The following is a 12,454-nucleotide window of genomic DNA, read 5'->3' as shown; positions in this document are numbered from 1 at the left end:
ATGAGTCTATTATACCAAAAAAATGCCTTGGATCGCTCCAAAGCATCAGGATTTAGTGATTTTAATACTGTTTCATTGCTCTCTTGGCAACAATCTTCAAGCGCAGATTCAGACAGATACCGCAGACGAAGATTCCGACAACGAGGCCAATCCAATAGGCAAATGGTCCTAGCGAAGTGCGGCTATCAAGGAAAAAAGCGATAGGGAAGGTTAGGCTCCAATAAGAGACAAGCCCGATGATAAAGGGCATGGTGGTGTCCTTGTAGCCCCGTAAAATCCCCTGTATTGGCGCTGTAAAGGCATCTGCCAGCTGGAAAAAGAGAGCATAGGTCAGAAACTGGGAGGTCAGCTGAATAAAGGCTGGATCATGGCCATAGAGGCTTGCAACCATTGGACGGAAGAAATAGAGAAACGACAAGGTCAAAGAGGCAAAGCCCATGGCAGTCAAGCGCCCCAAACGGCTGTATTCTTTCACATCCTGATCGCGACCTGCTCCGATTTCATAGGAAATGACAATCGGTAAGGCCGCAGAAATGCTCAAAGGAAAGGCATAGAGTAACGTTGCAAAATTCATCGCAGCCTGATGGGAGGCAATGACTTGTGAGGAGAATTTGGACATGTATAGTCCTACAACCGCAAAAATTGCGACTTCCGCAAAGATTTGGAGACCGATAGGTAAGCCCAACCGCAAGTCTTCCGTGATAAAGGAAAGCTCAAATCGGCTCATTTTCCAAATCTGGTAGTCTTTCATCTTCGGATGTCGGTGCATGACCCAAATGACAACTCCTAAAACAGCCCAGTAAGCTAGAGCAGTCCCCATTCCAGTCCCTGCTCCTCCCAGTCTTGGCAAGCCCCATTTTCCATAGATTAACAGATAGTTGAAAAAGGAGTTAAAAGGGACAATCAAGAGCATCAAATACATGGACAATCTCGTCAAGCCCAGCGAATCAAAGAAGGAACGAAAAACGCTAAACAACAAAAGCGGTAAAATCCCAATCGAAATATAGAGCAGATATTGCTCGGCTACCTGAAAGACAGCTCTTTCAAGATGCAGAAGGCGCAATACGGGAACGGCTCCCCCAAAAACAAGTATAAACAAGAGCAGAGCTAAGCCGATTGCCAAGTAGATGAAATGATGTAATTCCTGCCGAATCCGTTCCTGATTTCCTCGACCCAAATGTTGGCCAATAATCGGGACAAGTGCTGACACAATTCCCGTCAAGAGGGCAAAAAATGGATTCCATAAGCTGGTTGCCATCGACACCCCTGCTAGGTCTACCGTACTATACTGCCCTGTCATCATGGTGTCAATGAAGCTGGCTGAAAAATTAGCAAATTGATACACTAAAAGAGGGATAAAAATTTTTAAAAATAAGGAAACTTTTTCCTTCCAAGTCGCTGTTTGATACATAATGACTCCTACTCTCTCACCGAAATTCTCACCTCTAAGAGGTGCTGACACTTCATTTTAAGGAAGAAAGAGTAAAATGTCAACTAAAATATCTGGTGGACTCCCTCCCTCTCAAGGGTGGTTTATCTAGCTCTGCTGTCATGCTTCTGTATTAACTTTTCTACATATAAAAACCTGCCGAACACGTATCCAGCAGGTTGGTTTATATATCTTAGTGGGCATCGCCATTCCAGATAGAATTTTTCACGATGACATAGTCTACATGTTTCAAACTAGAAATGTCTTTTCCACCTGCGTAGGAAATCGAGCTTTGCAAGTCTTGCTCCATTTCAATCAAGGTATCTTTCAAGTGACCCTTGGCTGGTAGAAGAATTTTCTTTCCTTCGACATTTTTGTACGCACCTTTTTGGTATTCAGATGCAGAACCGTAGTATTCCTTGAATTGCTCGCCGTCCACTTCAACGGTCTTACCTGGGCTTTCAATATGGCCTGCAAAGAGCGAGCCAATCATGACCATGCTAGCACCAAAGCGAATGGATTTGGCAATATCACCATGGGTACGGATACCGCCGTCTGCGATAATCGGTTTGCGAGCCGCTTTGGCACACCAGCGTAGGGCAGCCAACTGCCAACCGCCTGTTCCAAAACCAGTTTTCACCTTGGTGATGCAGACCTTCCCTGGGCCAATGCCGACCTTGGTCGCGTCTGCTCCTGCATTTTCCAATTCACGAACAGCTTCTGGCGTTCCGACATTTCCAGCGATGACAAAGGTTTCTGGTAACTCTTTCTTGATGTGCTGAATCATTTGAATCACACTATCTGCATGACCATGCGCAATATCAATCGTGATGTATTCAGGAGCATCAGCTTTCAACTGGCTGACAAAGTCATACTCGTAGTCTTTCACACCTACCGAAATAGAAGCAATCAAGCCTTGCTCATGCATGCGTTTGATGAAAGGAATCCGCCCTGCCTCGTCAAAACGGTGCATGATGTAGAAATAACCGTCTTTTGCCAGTTGCTCTGCCACTTCTTCATCAATAATCGTCTGCATGTTTGCAGGAACGACGGGTAATTTAAAGGTATGGTTTCCCAAGGTCACCTGTGTATCTGCCTCTGCACGGCTCTTGATGATACATTTATTTGGAATCAATTGAATGTCTTCATAGTCAAAAATAGGGAATTCGTTCAGCATTTCAGCTCTCCTTTAAGATAATGACCTACCTATGCTCTCTTGCATCGCTACGTCTTTCGTGACGTTTCCTTAATTCATTATACAGAAACGTTTGGATTTTGTCAATTTTAAAACTATATGATTTTTTAATATTCGTTATTATTAAAATTTATCTTTGTTGCAAATGAATATTATTCGGTTTTAATATATTTCAATTCAAAAAATCGCAATCTGACGACTGCGATGAAAGAAATTTAATCAAATTCATATAATTGGGGATAGTTGGCACATTCTGGATTCTTGGGATGGCAGACCTCACGACCGAAGTAAATCATCGCCTGATGAGCCTTGAGCCACAATTCTGGCGGGAGCACTTCCATGACCCGTTTCTCTGTTTCAAGAGGTGTTGCTGATTTTTTAACAATATCGTGGTGCTTGCAGATTCGACCGACATGGGTATCCACCGCAAAGGCTGGAATGCCAAAACCGACACTCATCACGACATTCGCTGTCTTACGCCCCACTCCTGACAGGGATTCCAATTCTTCTCTGGTCTGTGGCACCACACCAGCATGCCTGTCGAGCAATTGCTGGGCGCACTCTTTGAGAAATTTGGCCTTATTGCGATACAGCCCTAACCTTGAGATGTAGCTTGCAATTTCAGACTCGCTGGCTGCGGCCATCTTCTCTGGAGTCGGTAGCGCCGCAAACAGGGCTGGAGTTGCCTTGTTGACAGCCGCATCTGTCGTTTGAGCAGATAACATGACCGCTACCAACAATTCAAAATGGTTGCGAAAATCCAAACTAGGCTTAGCATCGGGATAGAGGGCAATGATTTCTTCAATCACTTTTCGCGCACGTTTTTTTGATAATACCATATACTCTCACTTCTTTTTTCATTTTTCACTATCTACTATTATAGCACAGGGCTAGGACAAATGGAAAAAACAGAGTGTCTTTCACTTATCCACTTCCCCGTTCACGATTGGTGCGACTGCGTATATTGGTTTGATAACCCAGTATATCTCATCTGTCACTCCGTTATCATTCTCCTAGATAAATCACCTTAACCTTGGAAATATCAACTTCTGCATTTTTAGCAATAACATTATCTCTACTGATTTCTTGAAACTCTTCAAATGGTCCCAACCTCACGCTTTCATAAGAACTATCAAACTCTGGTAATGTGTTAACCGTGAGCCCAGAACGATAGTCTTTGTTTAATTTAAATCTCAAAAGGTAAAATCCTAGTCGTTTTTAGACAACTAGGATTTCACTATTGATAACGATTTTATTCATTTTTACGGATAGGATTTAAGGCATGAGTTTTCCCATCGCCTGTATAGCCAAGATAGATATTATTGCCTGCCTCAATCGTATTAGACAATCCATAGACAATCGTTCCACTTCCTGCAATCCAAGCACCTACAACCAAGGGAGTCGCTGCTCCTCCGCTAGCTAGGATTGCTGAGACTCCTACTGCAATGGTCACTACACCTAGGACTAAATCAAGCCAGCCTTTATTTGCTCTCTCATCTGTTCGCTAGTATAATCTAAAACCTGTTGCCGTAATTTTAGATAATGATCATCTACCATAAAGTTCCTCCAGCATGTTTTTAATCACAAAAGTTCCAGCCGATGTTTTTTTGTAATACTTTCCATCTTTTTTAAGATATAAAAAGAATTTATCTTCTCTCAATACATTAAACAATAGATTTATTGCATAATTTATATTTTTCATATCATCAAGATTGTTGTTATATTCTTCTATCCGATATAAAGATATATTAGCTCCCTCTTCATCATATATAAAAATATTAAACAATCTAATTTCATTCTCAATAATAAAAATATAATTGCTTGGCAAATATCTGAACGTAAGTTTAAAGTAACCCCGTTTAGAAAAATCAATCTGTTCTTTAACTAATAAGACAGAGGCTCCAAACACTTGGTACATTCCTTTCTTTAGACATGAAATTCTTTCTGTATAATAGTTGCTATCGTACTGCACGCCATAAATCCCCTTTCTTACTAAAAGTAAAGCCATTGTCTACTAAATACTGAAGCTCCTTAGCATAAAATGATTGTCCCCAGTCAATATTAGGATCATGTGAAAGGTATATTTCTCTACCAGAACTCGTTTGAATATCTAAAAACTTTTCATTTATTTTCCAGATTTTATCATTTGAGTACTGGGAAGCTAAATCATCCCAATGATCTAATTCAAAATATTGAGAACCACTCTCTTTGGCTATAGTCGAATAAGCCGTTGGACCTCCGTCATCATATTTTCCAAGAACTATAGGTTCAGAACTATTCTTGCCTTTTATAGCTGAAAAAGCTATTTGTTCTGCTTCCTCATCCATTTTACATAAAAAACTAGAATCTCCATTATGAACATCTCATAACACTATAATTGGATACCATACTCACTCTTTATCACTCGACGAATCCTTTCAATTTCGGGCCAAGCATCTATATGCCCGACAATCCCCACCCCTATTCCATCTGATCTTATTGTAGTTTCTTTAATTGCAAGAGTCCTTTTAATAACCTCTGTTAGGTGAGATTTGTCTATTTCAAATGGTGATAAACGGCCTTTTTCCTTAAATAACTGTGATGCGAAATACTTCAAAGACATGTATAGACCGTAATCAGATGAAGTAGCCATTTTACATAGTGACTGTTCAAAAAGTTTTTTGATATTCTTATTTTCAAGATATAATTGATAAATACCTTTCGATATTACTTTACCTGTATCAATTTGACCAGCTTCAGGAGAATAAGGAGAGCTTTCGATACAATAGTTCTCACCTCCCAATAAGCATTCTAATAATGAATCATTTTCTATACTCCGAATTAATTGATTCTTTACTTCCATTTTAGTTTCTCCTTGCGTGAATTATCACCCCAACTATTAACACTTCTTGCTTTTCTATCGGAATCATGTCTCGGATAGGATTTAAGGCATGAGTTTTCCTATCGCCTGTATAACCATCTTCTAATACGAATGACCTATATTGAAATAGCAGAGTATAGACTCTGAAATACTAACGTTCAAATCGACACAAAGAATTGAACAAAGCTATTTTAATGGCGAAATATAATCATCTGGCAATTTTCCTTTTGCTGCAATCCATCTTTGTTCAGCTAAAGGAATTAATGTCTCCAGCTCGGTATGAGTAAATAGTTCCTGACTCTTCGGATTACCAATCAGAGGAGTCAGACCTTTCAATATAAATTTACGACGGCTTTCCCTTCTTTCTTTTTCCGTTGGAGGCCAACGGTCCTCTTGTAATCTAAAATGAATATCAGCTATAGTTTTTTCTCCACTCTCAAGCAACTGAAACAACTCTTCTGAAAGTTCATATACGACCAGTTGAGAGGCTATTCCTCCCTCCTCGGTCACAAAAAAGTAGTGATGATTGTTTCTCCAAATTTGTTGTCCATATCCTTTCACTTCTTCATATTGGCTGACTTCTTCCCATGTTATATCTGTAATCCCCATCCTAATTTCCTCCTAATTTTTTATCGGAAGTTCTGCGCTGCTTCACTAATCGCATAATCGGCCCGACACAAACCACTACTAAGGGATTCTGTCCCTGATACCATCTTTTAATAGTGTGGGCTTAAAAACATCTCCTAATCCTATTATAGCAAAAATTGCCTTAGTCTTCACTAAAGCAATTATATTTTATTAGAACAATATAATAAATTCTATCGCTCTTTATATCAAATTTGCACTTAGAAATTCTATTAGTTAATATTAATCATCCCTACTTGATAAAATTTCTGACCCTTCTGGTAACAATTCTTCTAGCTCTTGACGGGTAAAATGCCTTTGTGCTGCGGCATTATTTTTTAAAACCTCAATATGTTTTCGCCAAAAAATCTTATTTGCTTCCTCTTGTGAGACATTAGGTGGCCAAGCATCGTTTTGTGATTTAAAAAGCAAGTCCTCCGCAGAATGTCTTCCTGATAAATACTCATTAAAGTCAGTCGCCTGTATCTCAAAAACACGGCGAACAGAAGCAATACCAAGTTCAAAAACAGTGTAATAGCTTCCATTATGTTCTCGGATATAGAGATTATCTGGGGTTGCTACTTCTTTAAAAGTTTCATACTCTTCCCATGTTATATCTGTGATTCCCATTTTTCCTACTTTCTACCGATTCCTTTAAATGTTTTTTAGTCCCTCTAACTCCTCATACATCGATGATTCCCATCATCACAAGTTAGTCCTTAGCATCTATCATATCATCAAGTTTTTCAGAAATAATCACCCCACCGGGGAGAAATGTATCCGAATCCACATCTTTGTTTAATGTATAGGACATGGAAAGTTCTTCATCGTCATTCATAAAAACAGAAACATCGATACCTCCCATCGGATTCTGTTTAATAGATTTGCTGTCTACTCTATAGGATTGTATCATTCCTTCCTTTGTCAAAGCCTTGGAATCTAAATTTTTTAACCCCTCTTCTATCACCTCTTTTACTTCCTCACTCTCCACTACTTTTATCATCTCTTGTTTTCGTTGCGCTTGTTGATGTACTTGTTCCAAGACTACTACTCCAACGACTACGGATAAGCTAGCAACAATACCTAGTAGCCATTTTTGCCATGTTTTCATGTAGAATTCCTCATTTCTTTTACTAGTATCTGATTCGGATGGTATCAAGCATCTCCAATCGAATTTTCTATTCAGAATTAGATTTTCGAGACATTATTGCTCCTTCAGCAGAACATCTAATGTACTTGAATATCCTCCTCCCGAAGAACTATACTCCCCAGTGTTCACGTTTTTTTCAATATTATAATAAACATATAATTCCGAACTATGATTCACATATACTGTAAACATGATTCCTCCCATCGGATTCTGTTTAATAGATTTGCTGTCTACTCTATAGGACTGTATCATTCCTTCCTTTGTCAAAGCCTTGGAATCTAAATTTTTTAACCCCTCTTCTATCACCTCTTTTACTTCCTCACTCTCCACCACTTGTATCATCTCTTGTTTTCGTTGCGCTTGTTGATATCCTTGTTCCAATAAGATAATTCCAAGTATTACTGCTAGGCTTGTGACAATACCCAGTACCCATTTTTGCCATCTTTTCATCTGAAATTCCTCTTATCAAACTTTATTTTACTAGGTTCAATATTATAGACCTGCTTCGCTATTTGATTATAACTACCATCAGTAATAGACATATTATTCTCCTAGCTTAATTGAATGTTTCACTTCTATATCATCTAACGAAACACTTTCGATTTCAGTCACTCTATCTTTGATAGGCTCTAGTCGCTCTATGTTGACTTTTTCCTTCAACTTAAAAGTTGAAGGATTGTATCTTATACTATAAATTTCTTTTAAAGTAGACAACCCTGAAAAAGAAAGATTGATTTGACTATTCGCATTGACAATAACAGTAGTCCCCCATGTGCCTGTTTCTCTGGAGTAGCCCCAGCCCTTAAATTCAATTTCTTTGACATTTTCATAGTCATGTACCAAAAGTTTGGCAATACTAGTCTCTAGCTCTCGTTTTTGTTGCTTCTCAATCAAGGTCTCCTTTTTCATGCCAATGCCTACTAGTACACCGATTACAAAAATGACCAATAAGATAGCTTTCACCCATTTCTTCATGTTTTCTTCCTCCTTTTAGAAATCGGATGAGTGCGCAACTGTCATTTTGAGTTCGTATTACTCCGTTCTATCTGTCTGATGACCCTACGGGCTAACAAATAATATTTACTAGCTATTTCACACTCTTGCCCCACTTAATTTGACGTTTCTGATATTTTTCAACAACATTCAGCCAACGAATAGGGTTATTTTGCCAAACTAATAATACCAAAATAGCCGGCATTATCCCCCAAATACTTAAAATAATGATATCACTATCAATAGATACTTGATTTAAAATATTTGGTATCACGTGATATAGTAATGCAGGTACAAATGCTAAGTTTGCTGCCAATATACTACATACTACTATGAACATAACTAATTTTTTTCCGAAAGTGACTCTTTTATCCCCAAAGTTATTCCAAAAGAGATTACCATAAACAGCTGACCGAAAATTTTGCCGTGTCGTTGGTTGAGCATGCTTGACATTCTTATAAAGAGCGCGTTCTAAGAGCCAAATCAGTCCAACACACTCCACTATCCACGCAATTATCAGAAACACAAACGTCGCTTCACTATAATAGCCACCAAAGGGATTGGCAACTGTTAAACCTGTTCCACCAAATCCTAAGGTAATCAAGCCCGGAATCAAGAGATTGGTCTTTTCTGTACCCGCCGTATTCAGCAACTTACTTTGAGGGGCAACAAGAGCCAGATTCCGCTCCGTGTCAAAGTAGACTGCCCCCTCGCCACATTCGCCCATATAAATGACTTTTCTAAAAAACATCTCTCACCAACCTGTACTTATCCTACTATTATGCTCACGACTATTCTATAATACCAAAAGTAGAAAAGATTAGTGTCTTACTAGGTACTGCTGTCGCAAAAGGATACATTTTAAAATATACTGGACCATCAAAATAAACAATATCTATCATATCAACCATAAATTTTTGACCCAATTCATAGATTAATAGACAAAGATTTTCCCAAGATAATTTAAAAGGTAATTCTTCTTCATAACCTATTAATTGTAAAATGCTCAGTTTTCTCTTTTTTAGTTCCATATGTCACCTGTTTATATTTTAAAAATATTTTCACTAATCATGGTCAACTCTTCCTTTCATAGATAGCCGCATAGACAGCATCCACAATCACTGCGGGGAAGGTTACGGTCAGTAAAATCCCTAGAACGAAACCAAAAAGATTTTGAAGATGTCCTGTTAGAAGGGACGGGACAGTAAAGACAAGCCCGAAAATAAGCCAAAAGTTACTCGGGATTCGTTTAAACAAAGGGTTATCCCAACTGTTGAACTTAGCTTCCTTGCTACGATAAGCGCCATTTGTCCTGCTATCCCTGCGGTAGAAATAGCTGTAAACAAAGAGCATTGCGACAAATAAAATTGTTAGTAGGAAACTATAAATAAAAGCTAGCCGTGATTGGTAAAATGAGTTAGCACTAATGGATTGGCCGTTTGCAACTACCATTAGTAATCCTAAAAAATCAGTCCAAATAAGTGTGGTGGTTACAAAGAGGGCTATTAAGAAATAAATAAGCTGAGTGCTAATCTTTAACCACTTCATAAATAATGAACAAGCAACGCTGATTAGATTAATCAGTATGCAAATCCCTAAAACTCCTTTAATGAATCCAATAGTATCTCCAAAACCAGCTGCAAAATATAGGAAGATACAGGGAGGTAAATTTATCCATGGATAGACCTTGATATAGCTTAATTGAACTCCATTGGTAATCAAAGGTCCATGGTAGCGTTCTTTATTTTGTTTCTTCATTGATTTATTCTTTACCATCAATTTCCTCCTAGTAAGGTTGTTAAACCATCTTTTGCCCAATCATTGATGGATTTATTCTTCAGAAAATCAAAATCCATATCCATCACTACAGATATTCCAATACCTACCCCAGCTCCAATTAATGTTCCAATTGCCGCTCCTGTTACAGCTCCAGATACCGTTCCAACAATTGGTATAGGTATCCCGCCGCTCCAGCCTTTGCACCTCCTATACCTACTTAGTAAATATTATCTCTCTTTACTTCTCTTTCAGATACTCCCTAGCCTTTTGGACAAAATAAATGTCATTATTGGAATGTGCTACTGTCGCAAAAAGTTCTTTGGCCTTATCCGCATTTCCAAGCAACACTTGATTTTTGGCTTGGTAAAATTGATATATCAGCTTATCCAAATTATTCTTTGCTTCTGCTGTCTCAAAGTAAGAGTTGACCTGACCAGATTCAATATCTGAAATAGCTTGGAGAACTTGGAATTTTTCATGAGCAAGTGATTTCTCTCTAGTAGTTCGGAATTTCCCTGATTCCATTTTTTGTCGAAAAACATCACTATCTAGTTCTTGACCTTGCAAAATACTAAGGAAATTACTGATAAACCAGAAAGAAACAAGATATTTTCCCTGTAGTTTTTTTACTTTTATGCGAGCAAGGTAATCATGAGAGCGTCCAAATTCACCAAGTATCAAGTAAAGATAGGAATAATTGATAAAGGCCCAATCTCCTTTATCTGCTTTTATGTTAGACATACTCTGGATTGCTCGCAAAGGGTCTAGTTCTTCTGTCGCCATACACAGTAAGCCTTGTAGAAACTGCCATAAATATAATGGATAAAGAATGACTAGCACACATGCGAGAAAAAACGAAATATACATGATAAAATCTAATTTTTGTACTCCAAAATACACCGTAGCTATTAATAACGATAGTGACATTATCACAAATACAAGACGACTCGTTCGATAACATTTCTCCACTTTTATTGGACTCATCTTTTTTATTTTATTTTTCATTCGCTTCCACTTTCTTTATTCCACATCTATTATTTTATCAAATAGTAAAACTTCTCTACGATATTCAGCTGATATCGGCAACATTGCTCTGCATATTATAAAAGTCAGTAATGAAATGAGGCCATTGACCACTAGTAGCCCTCCTTCTGCGCCATCATTTATTCCTAAATAGAATGCTAGACAGATAAGATTTAAAACTAAAGCAAAGTAGCCAGTATAATCCCGTTTCCCATTTGTCTTAAAAATCATCCGCTTATGCTTAACATCTTTAGGTAGTTTCGCTGAAGCTCTTTGATGCGCCCGCTTTAAAGAGTATAAAACAACAAGGTATGCTATAACCATAGACAGTATAAAGAGAATTAATTTTACAAGGACTTGCTGACTAAGATTATAATTTCCAAACACACTTCTAAATAGACCATCAAGAATCTTTACAATCGGTTGCGCCATAACCGCAGCTAAAGTCGTATCCATCGGTGGTCTCAATGGCAATTCAAATTCGTGATTATCATAGCGCAATTCAACTATATCAGCACTTACCTCCGCAGGCAAAGCTCCCCAGAAAAAAGTTTTTGGCATGACCGTACTCGTATCCATCACATATCGTCTACCGTCAGAGACTTCCACGATTTGGTAACACCCGATGGTTGATTGCCTAAATGTTAGTCTTAATTCGGCCTGTTTTTTCATACGTTTAGCCCCTAATTTTTTGTATTTCAGAATGAACTGTTGGACGAATCTCTTCAATCGTAAGTTTGTGATACTGATATGCCATAGCAATTGGTAAGATTTTCCAAGTAAATACATAGCTTAAAAATGAGAATAAACCAACTAAAATCAAAACAGTATCTTCTCCTAACAAGTACCATGCCAAACTTCCTATTGTCAGGGATACAAAGACTGGTCCAAGACCAAAATTTCTCTTTCCATCGGTAGCTAATGTTACGCTAAATCGCTTTGGGTGATTCGTCAAAAATACTTCGAAGTTTTTATTTTCACTTTGAAATGTAAGGATATATATAAGATAACTGACCACTAGTGCCACTAGAACCATAAACAACTTAAAGATAATCTGATTACTATATCCAACTTGGATAAATAAATCTTCTAATACATTTGATGCTAGTCTCACAATCGATTGAGAAATAATCACAAATGTCATTGTCCCAGTATTCGAATGTTGAATCTCAAACCTCGTATCGTTCGGGTCTATTTCATACATATCTGCCGTCAATTGCTTTTTGAAAGCAAACCAGAAATATGACTTAGGGACTAGAGTACGATTATCAATTAGAAATCGTCTCCCATCTCTTTCTAAAAAATGAAAACTTCCTCTTGTCTGTATTATCTTCTCCATAAATATTTACCACCCAAACACTGTTTCTAATGATTGCCACCTAGAGTGAACTGCCCGTCCAT

Annotated in this window: 19 protein-coding genes; all 19 read right to left on the bottom strand. The window is 38.1% G+C overall.

From position 1 onward, the window contains the following. Positions 1–61 precede the first annotated feature (61 nt). The 19 genes from BU202_RS01945 to BU202_RS01855 all read right to left on the bottom strand — a co-directional run bounded on the left by BU202_RS01945 (position 62) and on the right by BU202_RS01855 (position 12,392). Entirely contained in the window at positions 62–1,411 is a 1,350-nt protein-coding gene (locus BU202_RS01945; protein ID WP_075104129.1) for an MATE family efflux transporter, read from the bottom strand. A gap of 211 nt (positions 1,412–1,622) precedes the next feature. Further along, the gene (guaC, locus tag BU202_RS01940) at positions 1,623–2,606 is read right to left on the bottom strand and encodes a GMP reductase (RefSeq protein ID WP_075104128.1); all 984 of its coding nucleotides are present in this window, start codon (positions 2,604–2,606) and stop codon (positions 1,623–1,625) included. A 233-nt stretch (positions 2,607–2,839) separates the two neighbouring features. Continuing rightward, positions 2,840–3,463, bottom strand: coding sequence for an endonuclease III (gene nth, locus BU202_RS01935; protein WP_075104127.1), 624 nt, complete (start codon positions 3,461–3,463; stop codon positions 2,840–2,842). Positions 3,464–3,629: 166 nt separating this feature from the next. Continuing rightward, positions 3,630–3,821 (bottom strand): hypothetical protein, encoded by a 192-nt coding sequence (locus tag BU202_RS01930; RefSeq protein ID WP_075104126.1) that lies wholly within the window; start codon positions 3,819–3,821, stop codon positions 3,630–3,632. Between the two features lie 55 nt (positions 3,822–3,876). Next, the gene (locus BU202_RS01925) at positions 3,877–4,077 is read right to left on the bottom strand and encodes a hypothetical protein (RefSeq protein WP_075104125.1); all 201 of its coding nucleotides are present in this window, start codon (positions 4,075–4,077) and stop codon (positions 3,877–3,879) included. 93 nt (positions 4,078–4,170) lie between these two features. Beyond that, entirely contained in the window at positions 4,171–4,542 is a 372-nt protein-coding gene (locus BU202_RS01920; protein WP_075104124.1) for a hypothetical protein, read from the bottom strand. A gap of 40 nt (positions 4,543–4,582) precedes the next feature. Beyond that, complete coding sequence (locus tag BU202_RS01915) at positions 4,583–4,951, bottom strand: hypothetical protein (protein WP_075104123.1); 369 nt, start codon at positions 4,949–4,951, stop codon at positions 4,583–4,585. A gap of 44 nt (positions 4,952–4,995) precedes the next feature. Beyond that, on the bottom strand, positions 4,996–5,466 hold the full coding sequence (locus BU202_RS01910) for a hypothetical protein (RefSeq protein ID WP_075104122.1): 471 nt from the start codon (positions 5,464–5,466) through the stop codon (positions 4,996–4,998). A gap of 204 nt (positions 5,467–5,670) precedes the next feature. Then, entirely contained in the window at positions 5,671–6,093 is a 423-nt protein-coding gene (locus BU202_RS01905; RefSeq protein ID WP_075104121.1) for a hypothetical protein, read from the bottom strand. 258 nt (positions 6,094–6,351) lie between these two features. After that, positions 6,352–6,738, bottom strand: a complete 387-nt coding sequence (locus BU202_RS01900; protein ID WP_075104120.1) for a hypothetical protein — start codon at positions 6,736–6,738, stop codon at positions 6,352–6,354. 82 nt (positions 6,739–6,820) lie between these two features. Then, positions 6,821–7,219, bottom strand: coding sequence for a DUF1310 family protein (locus BU202_RS01895; RefSeq protein WP_075104119.1), 399 nt, complete (start codon positions 7,217–7,219; stop codon positions 6,821–6,823). Positions 7,220–7,312: 93 nt separating this feature from the next. After that, positions 7,313–7,708: a DUF1310 family protein gene (locus tag BU202_RS01890; protein ID WP_075104118.1), complete on the bottom strand. Its 396-nt coding sequence runs from the start codon at positions 7,706–7,708 to the stop codon at positions 7,313–7,315. A gap of 93 nt (positions 7,709–7,801) precedes the next feature. Then, positions 7,802–8,233 (bottom strand): hypothetical protein, encoded by a 432-nt coding sequence (locus tag BU202_RS01885; RefSeq protein ID WP_075104117.1) that lies wholly within the window; start codon positions 8,231–8,233, stop codon positions 7,802–7,804. Between the two features lie 112 nt (positions 8,234–8,345). Continuing rightward, complete coding sequence (locus BU202_RS01880) at positions 8,346–9,002, bottom strand: hypothetical protein (RefSeq protein ID WP_075104116.1); 657 nt, start codon at positions 9,000–9,002, stop codon at positions 8,346–8,348. A 40-nt stretch (positions 9,003–9,042) separates the two neighbouring features. After that, the gene (locus tag BU202_RS01875; RefSeq protein WP_075104115.1) at positions 9,043–9,282 is read right to left on the bottom strand and encodes a hypothetical protein; all 240 of its coding nucleotides are present in this window, start codon (positions 9,280–9,282) and stop codon (positions 9,043–9,045) included. 43 nt (positions 9,283–9,325) lie between these two features. Continuing rightward, complete coding sequence (locus BU202_RS01870) at positions 9,326–10,027, bottom strand: hypothetical protein (protein WP_075104114.1); 702 nt, start codon at positions 10,025–10,027, stop codon at positions 9,326–9,328. 240 nt (positions 10,028–10,267) lie between these two features. Then, positions 10,268–11,035 carry a hypothetical protein gene (locus BU202_RS10330; RefSeq protein ID WP_083605732.1) on the bottom strand — a complete coding sequence of 256 codons (768 nt, stop codon included), beginning with the start codon at positions 11,033–11,035 and terminating at the stop codon, positions 10,268–10,270. Between the two features lie 15 nt (positions 11,036–11,050). Beyond that, positions 11,051–11,725: a DUF443 domain-containing protein gene (locus BU202_RS01860; protein WP_075104113.1), complete on the bottom strand. Its 675-nt coding sequence runs from the start codon at positions 11,723–11,725 to the stop codon at positions 11,051–11,053. A gap of 4 nt (positions 11,726–11,729) precedes the next feature. After that, positions 11,730–12,392 carry a DUF443 domain-containing protein gene (locus BU202_RS01855; RefSeq protein WP_075104112.1) on the bottom strand — a complete coding sequence of 221 codons (663 nt, stop codon included), beginning with the start codon at positions 12,390–12,392 and terminating at the stop codon, positions 11,730–11,732. Positions 12,393–12,454 lie beyond the last annotated feature (62 nt).

The sequence above is a fragment of the Streptococcus cuniculi genome (assembly GCF_001921845.1).
GTDB classification, from domain to species: domain Bacteria; phylum Bacillota; class Bacilli; order Lactobacillales; family Streptococcaceae; genus Streptococcus; species Streptococcus cuniculi.
Note: the sequence above shows the minus strand (reverse complement) of the source record. Positions and strands in the feature narration are given on the sequence as shown.